At 43.6% G+C, this 19,012-nt stretch carries 19 protein-coding genes; all 19 read right to left on the bottom strand.

The genetic code is table 11. The features are described 5' to 3' along the window. Window positions 1-5: 5 nt before the first annotated feature. Window positions 6-515: a phage major tail tube protein gene (locus OCI93_RS10335; RefSeq protein ID WP_083330482.1), complete on the bottom strand. Its 510-nt coding sequence runs from the start codon at window positions 513-515 to the stop codon at window positions 6-8. Beyond that, window positions 515-1,849 carry a phage tail sheath subtilisin-like domain-containing protein gene (locus OCI93_RS10330; protein ID WP_261592353.1) on the bottom strand — a complete coding sequence of 445 codons (1,335 nt, stop codon included), beginning with the start codon at window positions 1,847-1,849 and terminating at the stop codon, window positions 515-517. Before OCI93_RS10330 ends, OCI93_RS10335 begins: the two co-directional genes overlap by 1 nt. 110 nt (window positions 1,850-1,959) lie before the next feature. After that, window positions 1,960-2,295: a GPW/gp25 family protein gene (locus OCI93_RS10325; RefSeq protein ID WP_261592352.1), complete on the bottom strand. Its 336-nt coding sequence runs from the start codon at window positions 2,293-2,295 to the stop codon at window positions 1,960-1,962. A 15-nt stretch (window positions 2,296-2,310) separates the two neighbouring features. Beyond that, on the bottom strand, window positions 2,311-2,610 hold the full coding sequence (locus OCI93_RS10320; RefSeq protein WP_261626357.1) for a PAAR domain-containing protein: 300 nt from the start codon (window positions 2,608-2,610) through the stop codon (window positions 2,311-2,313). A 3-nt stretch (window positions 2,611-2,613) separates the two neighbouring features. Beyond that, the gene (locus OCI93_RS10315) at window positions 2,614-3,294 is read right to left on the bottom strand and encodes a phage baseplate assembly protein V (RefSeq protein ID WP_261626356.1); all 681 of its coding nucleotides are present in this window, start codon (window positions 3,292-3,294) and stop codon (window positions 2,614-2,616) included. Continuing rightward, window positions 3,284-3,892, bottom strand: a complete 609-nt coding sequence (locus OCI93_RS10310) for a hypothetical protein (protein ID WP_261626355.1) — start codon at window positions 3,890-3,892, stop codon at window positions 3,284-3,286. Before OCI93_RS10310 ends, OCI93_RS10315 begins: the two co-directional genes overlap by 11 nt. Before the next feature lie 74 nt (window positions 3,893-3,966). Beyond that, window positions 3,967-4,218, bottom strand: coding sequence for a phage tail assembly chaperone (locus OCI93_RS10305; protein ID WP_261592348.1), 252 nt, complete (start codon window positions 4,216-4,218; stop codon window positions 3,967-3,969). 2 nt (window positions 4,219-4,220) lie between these two features. Next, entirely contained in the window at window positions 4,221-5,018 is a 798-nt protein-coding gene (locus OCI93_RS10300; RefSeq protein ID WP_261592347.1) for a hypothetical protein, read from the bottom strand. Between the two features lie 562 nt (window positions 5,019-5,580). Next, entirely contained in the window at window positions 5,581-6,126 is a 546-nt protein-coding gene (locus OCI93_RS10295; RefSeq protein ID WP_261626354.1) for a phage tail-collar fiber domain-containing protein, read from the bottom strand. Continuing rightward, window positions 6,126-7,253 carry a phage tail protein I gene (locus tag OCI93_RS10290; RefSeq protein ID WP_261626353.1) on the bottom strand — a complete coding sequence of 376 codons (1,128 nt, stop codon included), beginning with the start codon at window positions 7,251-7,253 and terminating at the stop codon, window positions 6,126-6,128. Before OCI93_RS10290 ends, OCI93_RS10295 begins: the two co-directional genes overlap by 1 nt. Continuing rightward, the gene (locus OCI93_RS10285; protein ID WP_261626352.1) at window positions 7,254-8,141 is read right to left on the bottom strand and encodes a baseplate assembly protein; all 888 of its coding nucleotides are present in this window, start codon (window positions 8,139-8,141) and stop codon (window positions 7,254-7,256) included. It lies immediately after the preceding gene. Between the two features lie 664 nt (window positions 8,142-8,805). After that, on the bottom strand, window positions 8,806-9,330 hold the full coding sequence (locus tag OCI93_RS10280; protein ID WP_261626351.1) for a hypothetical protein: 525 nt from the start codon (window positions 9,328-9,330) through the stop codon (window positions 8,806-8,808). 11 nt (window positions 9,331-9,341) lie between these two features. Continuing rightward, a complete protein-coding gene (locus OCI93_RS10275; protein WP_261626350.1) occupies window positions 9,342-10,721 on the bottom strand; it encodes a hypothetical protein in 1,380 nt (459 codons plus the stop codon). 9 nt (window positions 10,722-10,730) lie between these two features. Then, window positions 10,731-11,036 (bottom strand): hypothetical protein, encoded by a 306-nt coding sequence (locus tag OCI93_RS10270; RefSeq protein ID WP_261626349.1) that lies wholly within the window; start codon window positions 11,034-11,036, stop codon window positions 10,731-10,733. Window positions 11,037-11,045: 9 nt separating this feature from the next. After that, window positions 11,046-12,284, bottom strand: a complete 1,239-nt coding sequence (locus OCI93_RS10265) for a hypothetical protein (RefSeq protein WP_261626348.1) — start codon at window positions 12,282-12,284, stop codon at window positions 11,046-11,048. Further along, on the bottom strand, window positions 12,281-14,281 hold the full coding sequence (locus OCI93_RS10260; protein ID WP_261626347.1) for a DUF4815 domain-containing protein: 2,001 nt from the start codon (window positions 14,279-14,281) through the stop codon (window positions 12,281-12,283). The genes OCI93_RS10265 and OCI93_RS10260 overlap by 4 nt, the downstream gene beginning before the upstream one ends. A 9-nt stretch (window positions 14,282-14,290) precedes the next feature. Further along, the gene (locus tag OCI93_RS10255; protein WP_261626346.1) at window positions 14,291-14,773 is read right to left on the bottom strand and encodes a hypothetical protein; all 483 of its coding nucleotides are present in this window, start codon (window positions 14,771-14,773) and stop codon (window positions 14,291-14,293) included. A gap of 648 nt (window positions 14,774-15,421) precedes the next feature. Beyond that, entirely contained in the window at window positions 15,422-16,213 is a 792-nt protein-coding gene (locus tag OCI93_RS10250; RefSeq protein WP_261626345.1) for a DUF4376 domain-containing protein, read from the bottom strand. Between the two features lie 9 nt (window positions 16,214-16,222). Continuing rightward, window positions 16,223-18,982 (bottom strand): hypothetical protein, encoded by a 2,760-nt coding sequence (locus tag OCI93_RS10245; RefSeq protein ID WP_261626344.1) that lies wholly within the window; start codon window positions 18,980-18,982, stop codon window positions 16,223-16,225. Window positions 18,983-19,012: the final 30 nt, after the last annotated feature.

The following is a 19,012-nucleotide window of genomic DNA, read 5'->3' as shown; positions in this document are numbered from 1 at the left end:
ACTTATTACGCTCCAATTGCAGCACGTAGTAGTGCCATTTGATCTTTACCATTGATAATACGAGTGTCGTTTTGTAGGTCGATGTCATAAATAACATCCTGACCAATTTCTAACTTGTATTTTTGAACCGCGTACTGAAGCGTTAATTTTGCTTCTTCGCCGTCTTTCCAGTTACCCATATCAACTTCTTTGAAGAAGCCTTCAAGAGTTACTTTTACAGGTACTGGCTCTTCGCCTTGTGCTTGAATCGCACCACGTGCTGTAAGTGGTGTTGTTTTACCACTCCAGTCACCTAGTAGCTTCATCATGTCAGCGTTGTACTCAAGCAGTGTTACTGAGCCTTCAAGTTTTTCAAGCTGACCTACATCTAGTTCAATTGGCGCTTGAAAGCCTGACGTTACTTCACGTGTTTTAACCGTTACTTTTGGTAATGTGATTTCATCAGCAATACCTAAGTAGCCTTTACCATCAACGAATAACTTGAATTTTTTTAGGATTTTAGGAGACATTGCCATTATACGATTTCCTCTAGGTAGTTGTTGGTAAGAATGCTCTTGAAGGTGATGTGCTCAGCCGGTGTAGGTGGTGTAAAGTCAAAGCTAAAGTACACTTTACCTGCTTGAATGTTTGCTGGTGTGTTTAGGTCTGCATCAGCCCAAATTTGACCACCTAAAATAGCACCTTGTGCTTTTAAGCTATCAAGGTATGACTGCACGCTTTGTGTTACATCTTCGATGTACGTTTTAGTAATGTTACGGTCTACAGCCCACATGTGCGCACGTAGCAATGAGTCGTTAATCATATCTGCGGTACGGACTACAGATAGGAATGCCCATTTAGGGTCGTCAGAACAGGTACGGTTACCCCAAAGTTTAAAGCCATTTTGACGGATAATCGTCGCCACTTCATTTTCGTTTAGCAAGTTTGCACGTGCGTTAGCGTCGCCTAACTGAAAGTCAATTGGACGAGCAGTTGCAACAATACCATTCATATTAGTATTACTTGGGCTCCACCAAAAACCACGGTCGTTATCTGATTTTGCAATCATACCCGCAACACGTGAGCTGGCAGGTTCAACAACAGATGCGCCATCACGGAATACTTTTACTGCAGGGTCAACCACAAATACACGGCGAGAGCCAAAGTCTTTACGATATGCTTTTGCAGCTGCATCATTTGTATTTGGACCATCAGCAATAATCACCGCACGTAAACGCTCAGCAATACCAACCATATCTGAAACAACTGGGTTCTTTTCTGAGCCATTCTTTTGATGAGTATATCCTGGTGCAATTAAGATACGCGGTGCTACACCAACAACTGACTCAGCACCCAAGAATGCTTGCATACCTGTATAGGCACCTTCGCTATCAACACCACCTATGATGTTGCTAGTTACCGTGGCTTCATCACCATCAGCAACGCGGACCACAATCACCACGGCGCCTACTTGGTCAAAAATACCGTCAATCGAAGACACCAATGTACCTTTAAGGTCATATTCAATATCTGTAACTGTTTTCTTAACTTTTTCTTGAATAGTAACTAGCTCATCAGCAGTCGGCGCTACATCACCATTTTCTGCAGTGAATTTAGCCACGGCTTCTACTTCAGCAGCATCACGCAATGTTTGTAAACGGGCTTTAAAGTCAGCATTATCAGGACTAACTAATTTAGCAGCTTCTGCACGTTTACCCGCGATTAATACAGGTGTATTTAACGGGAAAGCTTGTTCATCAGCGAATGGGGCAGTACCTACAACACCAATTACTGAGCTTTTTACTGTTTTGATTGGACGAGTGCCTGATTGCGCCTCGATCACCTCTACACCATGTAGAAATTGTGACATATGATTCTCCTTTAAGGGTATGTCAGTTAGAAACAAAAAAACCACGCCAAGCGTGGTTTTAAGATTTAAAAAATAATTGGCTGATTAAGCCCTGTTTTATGTTGTTACGATTAAACTTGTATGCCTTCGATCAACACGGGTTCACCGTTTATTAAATAAAGGCCGTTAATATCTATCGACAATTTACCGCTGCCTGCGGGGTGCACGGCAACTGATTCAAGACGAAAGCGTGGTTCCCACTTCTCTAACCCCTCTGAAATTGCAAGGGTGATATCCCCTACTAAAGAGCTAGAAAATGGGCTGTCGAGTAAATCAAATAAACCACAGCCATAGTCACGACGCATAACGCGACTGCCCAAAGGCGTAGTAACTATATCTCGAATACTTTGTTTTAAATGGTCAACGCCCGATAGCGGTCGACCTGTTTGTGCGTTCATGCCAATCATGCTTGGCCCTCCTTACTAACCGCCAACGGTAAAGCTACCTTCACCTAATGCCATTTTGCCGCCACAACTGGTAGGGTCGCCAATTCTGGCAACCGCTTTACCAGCAATGGTAAAACTGCCTGCACCTTGCGAAATAGTTTTAGCAATATGCTTGGTTTTTGGGTCCGCAATCATACTGTGCGTACTGATAGAGTCACCTTGGCGCAATGCAGGTTTGCCGGCCACCGTAAAGCTTGTTTGTGATGCGCTGGCGCTGCCTGGCAAAAAGCCCACATGCACATTGGTAATATGACCATCTAAAGAAATAGCGGGCATGATTTACTCCTGCGCACTGATATGACTACCGTTGAGCTTAAGTGTTGCCGCTGCTTTAACTGCCACGTTGCCACTGGTTGACTCAATATTTACCTCGGAGCCTTTTAAACTTAACGCTTCTTTGGCGGTGACTGAAATTTGCTTATCGGCATTAACAGTTGCATTACCCGTCACTTGAATGGTGGCATTATTACCTACGGTAATATTTAAATCGTTGTCACACTCTAAAATAATATCTTTAGCAGACTTTAACTTGATTACTGCCGTATCTTGTTTAACATCAAGTAAATAATGGTGTTTTTTACGGTCGTACTCAACCATTGAGCCATCTTGATATTTGGTCCGCTGCACATTTACCCGCTCTTCCTTAGCAACATCACTAGCAACCGTCTCTAAATTGTGACCATTTTGATACACGCTCCCAAGCACAACACCTTGAGCTAAGTCACCACAAGGCGCTAACACCATTACTTGCTCGCCCACTTCAGGGGCCTGCCAAGTCATATCATTAAAGGCTTGATTGGTGAGCCAAGGTAGCCAAGTGGTAAGCCAATCACCAATTTTAACGCGTACCTTGGCTGTTTCGTAATCCACCTCATTCACAGTGCCTAAAGAAATTAACTTGGCCAAACGGTTTTGCATATCCGCCTGTGCTAGATTACTTTGTAGTGGGTTAGCCTGCATTGTCTGCCTCCGCTATAACGACCTCACCTTGCGCATTAACGGTTGCCACATGATGATGTTCACCCCCTTGCGGACCTAAATAAACATCGGTGATGGTGGGGCCGGGTGCTTCTTCAGGTGGTTCAACTTGATAGAAAAACTCCCAAATTAGTGTGACCTTGCCAATCATGGCGTCGGCTTGTTTGGTAAATGCAAATTGTGCATTTTGCGCTACAAAATGCTGCCAAGGAACGGGCACGCCGTCTGCCTGCATCAGTGCTTCAGCAGAATCTATCACCCCGTCTAAACGAGCAAGTAACGCGATGCTATCGGCATCTTCGGCTTCAATATCTAGTTGCAACTTAAGCACTCGTCTGTCGAGTGGATTTGGGCTTAAGTTCTTATTAGAAGTAGGCCCATAAGTCACGCCTGATGCGGCGCCTGTTGTTTGCAACTCACTGGCTTGACGCTCTGAAACCAGCGTGACACACAGCTGCGCAACTTGTGTTAAATCTGGATACGGTAAAGTGTGTTTTATAAGCCCAATCTGAGCCACACCTTGTAATCCAGACGTAAGGTACTCAAGCACCTTTTCAACTAGGGTACTGCGATGATTCATAGTGATCTCTGATAAAATGCTCAGCCAAAGAATCGGCTGTGGGATTAACGGCGGACAACGTGCCCGAAAGGAAGTTAGATGCTTGGTTTCTGTGGCCAAACCACCTCATCTGGGTTATCGAACGTTTGAGGAATATCTCGCAATGTTTGGCGATATTGTGTAAATTCTTCAGGTAAAGCTTCGCCGATTTCTTGATGTTTTACAACCACCCAATCAGTTGCTTTTAAGTGTGCATCGCGAATGGCTTTGACTGTTGACCATTTACTTTCTTCTAGCAACTGCTCAGTTGGCATTTGATTTTCAAGATCAGATACTTTCATTTCCATAATTAGCTCTCCCAATGAGGTTTCTCTTGCGTAATGCGATTAGTTGACGGTTGCCCATTTACTGACGTGTACTCTGAATTCACTCTAAACGCCCTTGTTGAGCCACAGTGTGGACGTGTGTCAACCTTGAGAGCGATTCTAGCTATTCCTTTATGACTTCCCTGACCAATTGCGCGAAATGCAACAGGCAGAACTGTCCCTTCTAGCTCATTGGTTAGTTGAATTTCCTTTTCAGGATTATTAGGCTCTGAAATGAAAACTGACACAGACTTATCATTAGCTACCTTCCGAATTTCTAGTTGACCAGCCACTGAATCCTGTGCAGAAGTTCCCGTGAAGATTAGGTGATCCGTATACCCATTAGAGGCAAACATACCTCGGTGAGTCATCAAAAACTCGACTTTGAAATAGTCTCCGTTACCGCCAAAAGACGATGAGGAGATGAACTCTAGCATGTTGATAAAATACGGAGGTTGTGGGTTAGCGCAGTATCGATAATCCGAGTCTGGACCATCCGCATCACCTGTCCATCCGCCAGCACCCAATGTTGTTGCAAATGTAAAACGCTTTACATTTCCTTCTTTATAAACATTTATTCCATTAATGTTTTCTACTAATGATTCTTTCCACGTATCGAAAGCATTTTCAGCCGAAGTAACTTTTGAGTCAACCTCTGCCATCTTGGCACTCACGGTACTATTAATCTGACCTATCTGATCCTGTACCGTTTGAGTTAAGCCATCGGCTGCTGTGACCACATCGCTCAGGCGTTGCGTCATGGTTTTATCTTGTTCTGACATGGTTATTCCTTATGTTTAATAAGTACTTAACTTACTGAATTTAAAAGCCAAATAATGTGCTTATTCTGAATATTTAGATATGTAAGATCCTGCACCTTGTCATCCTGACGAAGGTCAGGATCTTCGTACCCTGCAACATCATCGCTTAGGTTTGTAAGATCCTGAAACAAGTTCAGGATGACAAACATGAGTTCAGGGTGACAAACATGAGTTCAGGGTGACAAACATTGGCTCAGGGTGACGAGTATAAGTTCATGGGTATGAACATAAATTCACACTAGCAAACAACGCTTAAAACATGCTGCACCTTGTCATCCTGACGAAGGTCAGGATCTTCGTACCCTGCAACACCATCGTTTAGGTTTGTGAGATCCTGAAACAAGTTCAGGATGACAAACATGAGTTCAGGATGACAAATATAGGTTCAGGATTACGTAAAATACTTAATCCGTTGTCATATTGGTTAATCATTCAGTGTATGTGTATCTTACTGATTTTTAGCGTTTAAAACAGGTCAATACTGTCCGCTTTAAAAGAAAGTTAACCGTATTGTTTAAAGTAATTATGCTTGCTCTAGTGCCACTAAACGTAGCTCTTGTTGAATTTGACGTTGCATGGTGTTGAGCTGTACTAAAGCCATATCGGCAAGTTCTCTGTCGACGATAATATTAAGATTATCAACCCCCACATTTACTTCAACGCTATCTGATGGAATTTGTGCCAAAGATAGCGTTAACCATTGCAACACTTTCACATCGGGTGTGCGGTAACCAAGGGTGGTATCTGGTTGCGAGTACACACCCAGTAAAATAAGTTCTCCAGTGTCATCTGGTGACTCAATATACACACCAATCTCACGAATGGCGTACTCAAGTGGCGCATCAAATTTAGCGGCTATTTTAAGATCGCTGGTTTCGCCATCGCTATAGTCGGTATCAACAATTGCAACGCGTTCTTTTTCGCCCTTTAATGCGGTTTGCGTTTTGTTTGGTGTATAAGCGGCATCACCAAATGCCATATGGCTAATTTTGCCTTTAAAACCACGTTGTGTGGCACTGAGTAAGGCATCTAAGCCAGCTTGAGTAAACTGCAAGGTAAGTGCAGACATTACGTTGCTCCTTGTAAAGTTAAATGATTAAACTGAATGCGCCTTAATAACGCACTTATGCCCTGTGCAACTACCGCAGGTTCTGGCGTAATACCAAGCCAAGCAGCTTGATACTCACATTTTGCAATTGCGCTTTTACCTGCAAGCACAGCGCCCACTTGTGTATCTAAACAATTCGGTGCAATACCCTGTAGACTGGCATCAATATCAAGCGCAGCAACGCCTTGCGATGTTGCTAAATTCGCACCAAGCATTGCTTGTCCACTATTTGGCGTAATACCAAGCCAAGCAGCTTGATACTCACATTTTGCAATTGCGCTTTTACCTGCAAGCACAGCGCCCACTTGTGTATCTAAACGATTCGGTACAATACCCTGTAGACTGGCATCAATATCAAGCGCAGCAACGCCTTGCAATGTTGCTAAGTTCGCACCAAGCATTGCTTGTCCACTGTTTGGCGTAACCCCTTTGAATTGTGCTTGTTTATTGATAGCACCCACACCGGGCGTACTGCTCAATAACGCTCCCGATTCAAGTACGCCAGCATTCGGGTGTACGCCGTTAAATGCCCCATCCTTGTTGGCAAGACCAATCCCTGCACCACTAAACAACCCGGTTGTAAACTGCTCTTTAAGTGAAATGCCAAGCTGTACTTCAATATGTATTGATGCCCGTTTGGCGGTATTAATAATGCGTTTTACCTGCTCAAGCATGGCCTTGGTTAACAAACCCTGCTCGTTGCTATCTAGATTTGCATTCACCAACGCATTAACTATCACAGTGCCGCGTTTGGCATTGGGTGATTGCCACCATTCTTGAATATCGGTTTCTATGCCCAAACTATCTAGGGCTTTTTTTAACGCAAAGGGCGTGGCTTTATAACGGTGAACTGTAAACGCATCGGCAATCACTTGGCGTTTATTTTTTTCACTCCACGCATCATTCCAATCATCAACCGACAGTGACCATGCAAGCCATGGTAATAACTGCGCAGGGCATGCCTGCGGGTGCCAAATATCGTGCAATAGCTGGGTATTATCGGGATAAGTTAATAGTTGCGTGAGTGCTTGTAGCAATCGACTGGCATTACTTGGCAATAACTTAGGTAGGTTTGCGTAGTTATCCATTTACGCCTCCACCACTGAGCTTTGCACAGTCATGCTATCGCATATCGCCACTTGATTTGCACCAATACTGATGTCGCCGATAGGGCTGATTATTTGCCCACTTTCAACACCCGGTTGGTTCAGCGCCGCAAATAACCCCATGTGGTTAATGTCACGACCTAGTAAGGTTTGCTGGGCCAAATACTGAGCCAATGCTGCCTTTACCGTATGTTCAACCACGGATGCAGCAGGGCCCGGGGCAATATTTATCGACACTGCTAAGTCAAAATGCTTAATGTCAGGGCCAGTAATCGTTACCCTGTCGCCAAGTGGCCTTACTTTTGAGGCCTCCTTAGCGATGTTACCAGTAGGTAATAAACCGAAATGCTGTTTTAGTGTTTTAAGTAAATCATCCGACGGTTCACCGTTTTGTTCATGACTTAAAATGGTTAAATGAATGTCGCAAGGCTCAGGGCTTGCAACATATACATCTTTTACGCGTGGGTCTGCCGAGAGCGCATGAAATTGATAGGCTTGTTTACTGCCTGCCGTGTTTAAACCTTCAAATACCATTTGAGTGCGACGGCGAAAACGTTCATCACTTTCTTTATCTTGCCTATCAACGTTATAACGGGCAGCAATGGCGTCTAAATCATTTCCTTTAGCACTTGCCAACATATTGCCTTTAATAGCGTCGTTTAACTTCCCGTCAAACAATAATTGCTGGTATGCCAGCATTTCTAACATCACCTGCATTGGCTCTGATTCAAAACTCAAAGCCTCTTGATACTGTGGGTAATGTTCAAGTAATTTGTTTTTAAGCTGTGATAGTATTTGCTCAAAATCCAGCTCAGTAATGGTGTCGGGTAATGGCACCTTAGACATATCTAACAAGTTAAAAACGCGCATAATGCACCTCTGAGGCAATAAAAAAGCCCACATAACAATGTGGGCCAATTGGTTGGATAATGGAGACTTGCTTATTTAAATGCTGCTGTTTAAGCATTTAGTTAATTATTCAGTATATGTGTATCTTAGCGATTTTTAGGCTTTAAAACAGGTCAACTCTGACCGCTTTATAACTTTATAAGGTCCTGAAACAAGTTCAGGATGACGATAGTTTTGGTTCATTGTGACGAGTATAGGAGTTCAAAATGACACCCTTATTGTCATTCTGACAAAGGTCAGAACCTTCTAATATTTAACACCCAACTCAAAAAACAAGGTCCTGAAACAAGTTCAGGATGACGAAAGTTTTGGTTCAGTGTGACGAGTATATGAGTTCAAAATGACACCCCTTATTGTCATTCTGACGAAGGTCAGAACCTTCTGGTATTTAACACCGAACTCAAAAAATAAGGTCCTGAAACAAGTTCAGGATGACGAATATGTGAGTTCAGGGTGATACAACTTTAAACCCAATAAAAAAGCCTACTCACTTGAGTAGGCTAAAGATGCAAAGATGGGATTGTGTCAGCTAAACTAAGTAACTCATTTAAGTTAATGTTTCAGCTTATGTGTATATTACTAATTTTTAGGCTTTAAAACAGGTCAACTCTGACCGTTTACTAAATTAGCTTGCAGCTTGCGCCTCTCGCACAACATAAAACGTAATATTGCTGGCGCTAAAACGCGGGGCTGCAAAGTCTTCATTTAATAATGCCGCTGACACTTCGAAACGCCCAGAAGTAGGAAAGTTAAATATTGCATTAAACTGGCCACCTTGTACTTCAATAGGAAAGTAAATTCGGCGACCATCATCGCGCAACACCGGCAACAAAAAAGACTCATCGTCTATCTCTAATTGACCCGTTAATGTGACATTTTGCCCTTCGGCAACCGTTACTTTGACGACTCCACTCGATAAATCACTGGGTACACGCAGCGCACCAGTTACAGATTGCAATTTTACTGTTTTTAACTCAGGCGAGCTTTGTTGTGCAAGTTCGTCTTCACGTAGTTGCTCTTGCGCTTGATACTCATTAAACCAAAGTTGCGCCTGCTGTTTTGACTGCCAGCGCTCACCTGATTCAGGGTGTGTAAGTAAATAAGTACCATGTAAATAAATGGCGTGTTTTGTATTTGACCAGTTAAACATATATTCCCTCCTTATGCGTAATAAACACGGTAAAGCCCAGTGTTAACAATGCTACTACCACTGTAATAAAACCGAACCCGCTGAAATATAATCATTGCTCGATGTATCGGAGAAAACCCTACCATCTGTGGATAAAACTGAGCGTCATAATTACCGTGTCCAGAGTTATTATTATTATTAGGAGTTACACTTTCAATTATTGCTTTGATTGGTAACTCAGTATCAGGGAGATGGACTCTGCTTTTAAAGCTTCTTGTAAATAATAAATTATCTGTCCTGCCGAAATGTGAACTCATTCTATTGCGAGCCAATTTTTGAGTCGGGATCGAATCCAAAGTCTTGTATGTGCTATTTTGATAACTTAAATCAAGAAGGACTGGTGGGCGCTTTACTTCCAGATAAGCTAAACTAGTACCATAACCTGTAGAAGTGTTCATATTACTACTACTAGTTGGGTTTGGCTCAATCACTAAATCATTTAGCGCCACCAAGTTATTTTGTGCCGCCCATTCCACGAACTCACTTTCACTACCAAAAGTTTGGTCGAGCTTTTTTAGCCACGCTAAGCCATCAAACACATGCAGTAGCTCTGAGTCAACGATATACAACTCTTTTGTTTGCGGTGATTGATACACTCTGAAGTAATCAACATTATGACTCGATAACACATTTAACTCATTTTGCTTGTAAAGCGAGAGTAACTTTGTGTCATTTTGATAAGTAAACAAATGCGTTTGCTTATCTGTATTGACAAAAAAACCAATGTAATTGGCATTATTTGAACTAGATAAAGAAGTTGCACGCGGAGACTGTTTCACAGCTCCTTGAGGGTCCATTTCTAAAATGACTGCGGGGTTATTCGCGTTGGTTTCTGATCCCCCATCATAATACAAATGAAATGTACCTGTATCGTAATTCACTAAGCTAATCGCATTGTATGCACCATAATTCTGATTTATATCCTTAAGTAATGCAGCTGTATTATCATAGTAATCAAGTACAAAATGCATCTCGCCAAGTTTACGCTGAGGTTCACTTAGCCTTGTAGGTAATTCATCAAGTTTTCCCTCAACATTTGTTACTAGGTTTTCTGTGATCTCATTAAACTTTGTCTCAAGCTCTGGTAACAGTGATAAATTGCTTGATTGCGCTAATAAGTCTGCTTGTAGCTCTTTAACCAAATCACTGGCATTATTGATATGCCCTGTCGCCTCACCCAAATGCTCTTGCGCAATCGCCACAATCGCAGCTTCTAAATCTGCGCTGCTAGAGAGCTTTTGAATAGCGTTACTGACTAAAGTTTGTTCTTCTGCGCTGAGTTTTTGATTACTGCGCATTTTGGTAACCAGATGGTCGACCATTTCTTGCACGGCATTGTTGATAGTTGCCATAATGTCCTCTTAAAGTGGGTAGAGTGATTCACCAAGTAGGTGATTAATTTTTTGCTTACGATGAAGTTCTTGATGGGCTACTTGCCGCTGATTTAAAAGACTTTTTAATTCTTCCAGCTTTGCGTCACTACCTTGCGCAACTTGCGCAACTTGCTCAAGTGCTTGTTGCAATAAAGCTTGACCCTGCTGTTGCGCTTCAACATCCACATCAATTTGCGTAAGTGCTTGAATAAGCCGTAGTACGTCTTGTTCCAGTAGATTGTTTTGGTGTGGTAGTGGGTAGTCGCGGTGAGGGGTATTAATTTCGACGGTCATATTCGCTCCTTAAGTTGAAAATGCACGTAGATTTTTAACTCTTGGCCGGCTCGCCTCATTACCGTTTAAAACCAATTTAAGCCGCACGCGCTTTAACAAGTTTTGATCTGGCGTAGTGGTTTGCCCTGCAAAAGTATGAATGTAATCAAGCTGTTTCCAGCCATCGTCATTAATGGTTGAGCGGCTTAGTGCAACGGCTGTACTGTGCTCAGCGTCGAGTAAATACACCTCAATCGACGCAGTCCCTTCAAGTACCGCATCAAAGCTCACTGTAAATTGACCCGTACTATGACAGGTGATCTCACGAGTAATATATTGGGCGTTTTGCTCAACCTCCCCTAATGCACATTGACTGCCCGCAAACAGTACGGGGCTTAAAAGCTCACTGCCGGTCAAATTAGCAGTAACATTAATGGTTGTATCATTGAGTTTTTGTCTAAGTTGGCGTGGCGACCACTCTTGCACTGTTGCCAGTACCTCATTGCTACCTGCCACTTTAAATGTAAAATCAACATCAGTTTGTGAGCTTGGGCGCTGTACAACCGCAAGCGCCATTAAGTCACTCACACTGTGTGCTGCCACACTACCTAACTCAACACTCTGAGTATTTTGCGTAAACTTGGCTGCTTTTAACTTAAAGGTTAAATCTTTGTTTTGATGTGGCGTCCACGTGCTGGCATTGCTTGATGATAACAACACGCCAACTTGATAAGGCTGGCTAGTTACCCAACCGTGCTGTTGGTCAAACTCACCCAGTTCAGCAATGGCTACTTCATGATCCGCACCATCAGTTAGCACCACAATGGCGTACTCTTGTCCAGCTTGTAAAAATACCGGGGTAAATTCAAACAAAGTGGCATCACTAAGTGAAATGTCATCACTTTGCATACGACTTTGTGCCAATACCGTTTGTGTGGGTATACCCTGTACCACTTCACGTATTTGTACCTGTACAGACTCAGCCCCTTTAGCGGTAAAATACAGCTCGACAGCGGCAATAAATCGGCTTTGTTGCAAGGTAAACGTTTGTGCCAATGGATCAAAGCGCTCAGTAGTAATGGTGGTTACTTGTGCTAATGTTTCGGTGCGAATTTGCCCGCTACCCGTGTAAGTGGCAAACCCGCGTGAGCCATTTTCACCTTTGCCTTCAAATACCACCGTTTTTACACCAGCAGGAATGGCGATGTCATCACTGGCTGGAATCGTAAATTTACCGGTTAGCTCTCCGCTTGCATTTGCTTTGATCATGATGCCTCCTGTGCTGTTAGCTCAATACCGTCAAATACAACCCGCTCAAGCTCTTCTTCTGGGCCAAACCCTGTAATATTAAAATGCACGGTTTGTGAGCGTAAAAACTCTGCTTGCTGGGTTTGTACGCCTACTCGCTGTGTTGCCACTGTCGTTACTATGCGCTGTACAAGGCCACTGCCGCGATTAAAGCGCCGTGTAATTGGGCTACTCCAACGCTGCCTGGTTTCTGTCCAATGGTCAACATTCGGCGTGAGTGTTACCTGTGCAGGCACAGGTTCAAAGGCTTGATAAGGGTTTACCTTCATAGCGCCAGTACGTTTTGGCTGAATAAGCACATCGTCAAGCACATAAGGTAGTAATTGCGTTTGCTCTGAATCAAGCGCCATCACTGTGGGGTTAACAGGCAAAGTTAGCTCACCGTCAATAATGGCTGCATTTTGCTCAAGCCCCTGATCGCGCAAGTCATCATCTAAAAATGGGTCTACAAATACCCCATACTTGCTGGCCGGTTCCTGTGTGTTTGCATCATTGCGTAGCCGCTCTATCGCAAGCAACTGATATAAATCGCGTATTTGATGCTGCATATTTTGTAAGTCCAGCATGCTCACGGCTTGAATAGCCACCGACTCAATACGCGGTACAGAGTCGCCCCATTGCTGGTACACATAAGCCAAAGGCAAGTGCTGCTCTGGGGCTGCCGGTGGCAATGGAGACTCCAAAGCCGACGTGCCTTTTATGCGCTTTACTTCGCCTTGCTTGTTGAGCACAAACAAATCAATACGCGGGTTTAAGCGCTGATAATCAGCTTCAATTTCATCACTTAAAATGGTATCGCCCGGCGCTAAAAATGCGGTATCAATTTGGTAATGTGTTTGCGTATGCGATACATTAACTACTCGCGCATACACATACGTTACTTGATAGCTGCTGCCCGCAGGTGGGCGCTCTTGCTGGCTGTCTAATCGCCAGCTAATGTGGTTGTCGATAAAGTCGTAATCTTCACCATCCACGTACACAGTATCGCCAACATATACTTTGTCGACTTTAACCACACTGGTTTGCGCAAAGCTGTCTTTGAGTTGTGCGGTACGGGTTAATGTGCTGGTGGTGCGCACTTCAACACTCACCCTATCAACACTTTTTAGTGGCGCAAAATCAACCTTTATGGGTTTGCTCGCATCATCACCTACTTGCAGTGGCGCTTTTTCAGCTTTTATGACCTGCACATCAGGCTCTGACTTAAACGTCACAGGCAATGCCATGGCATAATTAAGCTCAAAACCACCAATATGGGCTTTGCCCGACTGTAAACTAAAATGCTGCTCGCCATTGTCGGTTTTAATGTAGTGCAGGCCTAACCCCTCAACCACATAGTGACCACCATTAGACTCCCTATCATATCGCGCCAAAGCCGTGGTGATAGAATCAATCTGTGGTGGGGCTTCTTTGACTGCTAACACCCCTTGGTTTATTTGATACACGGGGTAAAATTCAGTATTGGCATTTTGTGCTCCCGCCAACATTCCCCAACGACCCGTTACTTGCAAACGTGCCGCGCCGGGTTCATCAAAGTTATGATGTACCATAGGAGAGTTTTCACCCGCAGGGTCGCGTAACTGACCATCTTCAAGTTCAGTCACTACGGTGCTATCTAAAAACACACCAATAAGGGCGTCTTCTGTGTTATTAAATGCCAATGTTGTTTCTGGTATTGGCCGCACTGCACCACGAAGGTAAACCGATGCGGCAGCTAATCTAGCTTGTCCGCTCTCTACTTTAACCCCACCGCCAGAGACAATATCACCATCTTTGAGTAGTGCATCTGCCACACCTTTAACTTGATGGTTTACTTGCTGTTGAACGTCGTTTAGTTCTCGACTTTGCAAGCCTTTGCCAGCACGAAATAAAATCTGTTGGTATTGTTTGTTCGCGTCAAACCTCTGATAATAATCAGGGTGTTGCGCCTTTATTTGCTCATAAATATGTGGTTGCATACTGCTCCCTTAGAAGCTAATTACAAATTCAAACGACTCGCGTACCCCTTGGTCGCGGTAAATAGCAGGCCGATGTTCAAGTAACATCAAAGTGCCTTTGTCAGCCACTTCGTGTGGTTGCAAGTACAATTTACCCGCTGGTAGCTCTGGCTTTGGTAAGGTGCCAACCATCAAGCCCAACTCTCTAATGGTTTGTGATAAACCATCTGCAAAGTCGTAGTTAAATTGGCAGTAAATATTAGGTGTGGGGTAATTCACTATTTTGTAGCGCCCATTAGGTACTTGAATTTCGCCCTCATCGTCAGACTCGCAAAACAACACACGGGTTGCCTTGCGGTAGCCTAAAGTATTGGCAAGTTCGGTACTGGTGCTTGGTTCTGGAGGAAGTTGTGAGTCCCATTCTATGGCACCCTGCCCCCAAGCTAAGTAGATTGGTTTGCGCTCAACAGCTTTAGCAAGCTCGATACGCCCTGCGCGGGTTAATATAGCCACCCTGTGCTCCTTTAAAGTTAAATATTAATTGTTCAAGCATAAAAAGCCCACTAAGGGGGCATGCCATTCGCTGATAGGGTTTTGACCTTAAATACCCGTCATCCTGAACTTAAGTACGCGTCATCCTGAACTTAAGTACGCATCATCCTGAACTTGTTTCAGGACCTTGCTTTGTTTAAGCTCGGTGTTAAATACCAAAAGATTCTGACCTTCGTCAGAATGACACATAGTCGTCACCCTAAGCTTAAATACACGTCATCCTGAACTTGTTTCAGGACCTTGCTTTATGTGAGCTCGGTGGTTAAATACCAAAAGGTTCTGACCTTCGTCAGAATGACATAAAGTAGTCATCCTGAACTTGTTTCAGGACCTTGTTTTGTGTGAGCTCGGTATTAAATACCAGAAGGTTCTGACCTTCGTCAGAATGACATAAAGTAGTCATCCTGAACTTGCTTCAGGACCTCGCTTTGTGTTAGCTCGGTATTAAATACCAGAAGGTTCTGACCTTCGTCAGAATGACATCAAGTAGTCATCCTGAACTTGTTTCAGGACCTTGCTTTGTTTAAGCCCGGTATTAAATACCAGTAGGTTCTGACCTTCGTCAGAATGACTCGGAGGTGGTCTTTAAAAGTTGCTTGTATTACAACCTTATTCGCTGATCCACAATGCTGTTTGCTGCTCAGATGCAAGTTTACAGGCACTAAATAGTTGTGCTTTAGTAACCTCAACCACCGCATTGTTAGCCAATATCCATGTGGTGGTATCTTGTTCATCCATTACCAAAATGGCACGCGCCATGCGTTGCTGGCTCAGCTCATCAGCGTCAAATTCAAACTCATCAACTGTAACCGTTTGCTGTGCCAGTTGCGCACTGCGTGTTTGCTTAAAACGCGCACGTTGTACCGTTGCAATATGCTCAGCTGAATGGGCTTGAGTTTGCGGGTAAATACGTGCCACCAGCGCGTCATCGTCAAACTCTGTGCGAGCAGGGGACACTTCAGTCGTAATTGCTAAGTCAACCTCTACATGCTCTTTGCGATAACAGGCTCTGCGCAAAGACATATCAATCTGAGGTTGCTGGGGTAGCTCTGGTACAGGTAATTGCTGATCACGTAATTGCGGGTCGCTGTTATCATCAAGGTTTGCATTATGTGCTAAGGCCGCTTGGCGCTGCGCCTCAATTTCTACCACCTCCAGTTCCCATTGCTGATATGCCGCCACATGGGCCGCTTGCTCTTGCTCAATAGCGGTTTTTAGTGCTTGCTCTACTTGCGCTTGCCCATGGCGTAACGCAATTTTAGTTAGCACGTCATCGTAGCTAATTGCAGCTTCGTTGAGTTGTGTAAACTCCGCCTCATTGCTTGATGTTTGTGCTATTGCCTGTTCGTCAGACACAGTTGACTCGACCGCTTGCGCAGTCTGCTCGTTCGTTTGTTGCATTATTTGTCCTTAGTGGCTGGCAATACCCAGCGGAAGTTGTGTGTGATGGCAAAACACTTTTACCGTGTTGCCGTTTAAATCGGTTTTAACGTTTTCGCCACTGATGATAGGAATGGTTTGGTCATCGCCCCAGTCGGTGCCATTGTGTTTTAGTTCAGCACCATTGAATTGAAGATATAACAGGCCGTTTTTTTCAGTGACCAAATAAAGCGACTTAATCAAGGGAGATGCGTTTCCTTGCTTAGGTATATTTATTTTTTTGTGTTTAGGGCTGTAGTTGTGACTAGAATCAATTTTTTTATATCTTACTCGATAACTATCAACACTACCTATATATGCTTGAGCTGGATCAATTGTCGCTTTGCCAATTAACCCTGTTAGTGAATGGGTCAGTCTGCTTCCTTCCACTTGAGAGGAGTGGCATGATGCATACACATTACCAACCTCTCCAATCACATTCGAGTTATTTGCAGGTTCAGTACTAACTGAGCTCGTTTCGTAGAAATAAAGAGCCACATTGCCTTGCCCAAATATAACTGGATGAGAAACCGAGTTGCTCTTCTGAATGAGATTCATTGCCCTTTCATTGCTTTCCCACTTTTCACCATTAAAAAATATAGCCACGTCGTTATTATCAGATACTACTTTTTTATTTAAAGCAAAACGTGCCCCCGTTCCATCAGGAATATGATTTGGGTTCCACTGGCCAACCACGCCATTTGGAAATAGCTGAGAAATGTTGTCGGGCGAACCAATAATATCCACCCAAGGGAGTGAGTCAAATTCAGCGCTGGGCATCTCTAGTTGTGTATCAAACGACCATATCATAGTCAGTAGCGTGCCATTCGGTACATCTTGCTCCGTACGAATATATAGCAAGTCATCTGGAGAGTACTTGTTAATAATTGGCAATAGCTGCTGAGTATCATGACGGTAAATATATCCAGCGCCACAGTGGTACGAACCAGTTAGAGAGGAGACTACCGGAACCGGGCTCGGCCTTTTCCCAAATTTTGCAATCAAATTCTCAGTATTCAAATGTGCCGAGCCATTTTCACCTAACCAGTAGCCTGTGTTGTTAAAGAAGCCGCCTGATTTAACATAAGTATAAGTTCGGGTAAAGGGCAGCTTTTCCTTGCCACGCAATGTGCCGGCCACCGCTTTGCGCATGGTGTCTTCACGTAGCTGGTTTACATCTAGTTTATTTGCGTTTAAGCGCAAATCTTCAACTTGGCCTGCGTAGATTGCATCGTAATATTTGTACTGATCAGAACGACCACAATAAACCGCACCATTCTCAATATATGAAAAACCATGTTCTCCTTTATTCCCTCCACCATTATTCGCCTGACTATCGAAACAATCATACACCGAACTAATCTCTGTAAGCTGGTCGTGAGTTTGATACCACGTGTAATAGTATCCGCCGTGGACCCTTCTTCTACCTGTACCCATTGGATTGTAAACTGGATGATAAGCCCCTTGGTTTAATCGCTGAACGAGCGCAATTGGGATTGCAAAACACTTGCCTTCAAATCCGATAGCGTCAATTACATTACTAGCATTTGTTGTTCTCGATTTGAGCATTCCGATTTCACTACTTTGATCATTATTTGAATGAATTCCATAGTAATAAAATGATGCTCTCCCAAGATCTTTATATGGATTTACCAGTGCACCACGAGGTATAACCCTTTCAACGGGAGAATAGATTGATGCAGCGAAAAGAGGGTTGTTAGCTTGTACAGCTCTCCAGCTATCAGTCTTACCCTCAACCACTCTCACCCGATACCGCACTTGAATATACGCTTTGGCTTCTGGGTCGTAATAAATATTGTGCTCAGGATTTTTTAAAAACTTGATCCGGTTAGCGGCAGATAGCGTAGACCACTTTACGCCGTACCCTTTAGTATTGGTGTCCCACTCGCCAAAGGCTGAGTAGCCTTGTGCTACAAGGTTGTTAAGTAGCGCAATACCTTGATAGCTGCTAGCGCCGTATTGCACGTTACCCAGTGGGTAGACCACATCTTTATCAGCGATTATTTCATGCCATGACTCTAAAAACACCAGATCTTTACGCGAGGTAATAACCTTGTTTGTCTGAGTCTCAGACGCAAATGCTACCTCTGCACTGCTATGCTGAGTGACTGTGCCAGTTGCTGAGTCATAGGTTTTCGTGCCATCTGGGGCTGGAGGCATTTTTATTAGAAACGCAGTTCCATAGCTGTTAATCACATGTTGTGTTAAATTTAGAGACACCCCATCAATAATAACACTTGCATCCAACGTTCGTGAATTTCCCCCACTGTATATTGAGTTAGAAATGCCCAACGACAGTGTATTTTCATAACTAACAGCACTAACTGAAAACAATCCTTCATTTATCGGCTCAGAGGCATAGCCCGAACGTAAGTAATGCTTACCCCACTCTACAAACCCTGAACCCGCATATTGTTGCTTGCGCATTTGGCGTAGAGCATCAAACTGGGCTTTACTCATTACCTCTGGGTGAGGGTTTATTTTTTGGGTTTCGTTAATAAGCGTTGCGAGCGTATCAACTTGATAGGCTTTATTGTCTAAATCTTTTAACGTGACTTGGCCGGTTTTGGTTTGCCAATCGTGTACTGCTTGGTGGTTGTGTTTTGCAATATTATGTACTTGGTCAATTTCTTGCCAACTGTCTTGCATTGATGTGACCAACTTGGCACATTCGTCGGTTTGCTCTGTTACTTGCTGCTGTAACTTTGCGAGCGTGATTTCTATGCTCATATTTATTCCTTTCCTCTTTATTTAACCGCC

It is taken from the genome of Pseudoalteromonas holothuriae (genome assembly GCF_945859825.1).
In the GTDB taxonomy this organism is placed as follows: Bacteria; Pseudomonadota; Gammaproteobacteria; order Enterobacterales; family Alteromonadaceae; genus Pseudoalteromonas; species Pseudoalteromonas holothuriae.
The sequence above is the reverse complement of the archived record's forward strand: the minus strand, read 5'-3'. Positions and strand labels throughout refer to the sequence as shown.

What these genes read in the sequence shown, in the direction of transcription:
- OCI93_RS10335 (WP_083330482.1), bottom strand. Translation starts at nt 515, where the DNA reads ATGGCAATGTCTCCTAAAATCCTAAAAAAATTCAAGTTATTCGTTGAT.
- OCI93_RS10330 (WP_261592353.1), bottom strand. Translation starts at nt 1,849, where the DNA reads ATGTCACAATTTCTACATGGTGTAGAGGTGATCGAGGCGCAATCAGGC.
- OCI93_RS10325 (WP_261592352.1), bottom strand. Translation starts at nt 2,295, where the DNA reads ATGATTGGCATGAACGCACAAACAGGTCGACCGCTATCGGGCGTTGAC.
- OCI93_RS10320 (WP_261626357.1), bottom strand. Translation starts at nt 2,610, where the DNA reads ATGCCCGCTATTTCTTTAGATGGTCATATTACCAATGTGCATGTGGGC.
- OCI93_RS10315 (WP_261626356.1), bottom strand. Translation starts at nt 3,294, where the DNA reads ATGCAGGCTAACCCACTACAAAGTAATCTAGCACAGGCGGATATGCAA.
- OCI93_RS10310 (WP_261626355.1), bottom strand. Translation starts at nt 3,892, where the DNA reads ATGAATCATCGCAGTACCCTAGTTGAAAAGGTGCTTGAGTACCTTACG.
- OCI93_RS10305 (WP_261592348.1), bottom strand. Translation starts at nt 4,218, where the DNA reads ATGGAAATGAAAGTATCTGATCTTGAAAATCAAATGCCAACTGAGCAG.
- OCI93_RS10300 (WP_261592347.1), bottom strand. Translation starts at nt 5,018, where the DNA reads ATGTCAGAACAAGATAAAACCATGACGCAACGCCTGAGCGATGTGGTC.
- OCI93_RS10295 (WP_261626354.1), bottom strand. Translation starts at nt 6,126, where the DNA reads ATGTCTGCACTTACCTTGCAGTTTACTCAAGCTGGCTTAGATGCCTTA.
- OCI93_RS10290 (WP_261626353.1), bottom strand. Translation starts at nt 7,253, where the DNA reads ATGGATAACTACGCAAACCTACCTAAGTTATTGCCAAGTAATGCCAGT.
- OCI93_RS10285 (WP_261626352.1), bottom strand. Translation starts at nt 8,141, where the DNA reads ATGCGCGTTTTTAACTTGTTAGATATGTCTAAGGTGCCATTACCCGAC.
- OCI93_RS10280 (WP_261626351.1), bottom strand. Translation starts at nt 9,330, where the DNA reads ATGTTTAACTGGTCAAATACAAAACACGCCATTTATTTACATGGTACT.
- OCI93_RS10275 (WP_261626350.1), bottom strand. Translation starts at nt 10,721, where the DNA reads ATGGCAACTATCAACAATGCCGTGCAAGAAATGGTCGACCATCTGGTT.
- OCI93_RS10270 (WP_261626349.1), bottom strand. Translation starts at nt 11,036, where the DNA reads ATGACCGTCGAAATTAATACCCCTCACCGCGACTACCCACTACCACAC.
- OCI93_RS10265 (WP_261626348.1), bottom strand. Translation starts at nt 12,284, where the DNA reads ATGATCAAAGCAAATGCAAGCGGAGAGCTAACCGGTAAATTTACGATT.
- OCI93_RS10260 (WP_261626347.1), bottom strand. Translation starts at nt 14,281, where the DNA reads ATGCAACCACATATTTATGAGCAAATAAAGGCGCAACACCCTGATTAT.
- OCI93_RS10250 (WP_261626345.1), bottom strand. Translation starts at nt 16,213, where the DNA reads ATGCAACAAACGAACGAGCAGACTGCGCAAGCGGTCGAGTCAACTGTG.
- OCI93_RS10245 (WP_261626344.1), bottom strand. Translation starts at nt 18,982, where the DNA reads ATGAGCATAGAAATCACGCTCGCAAAGTTACAGCAGCAAGTAACAGAG.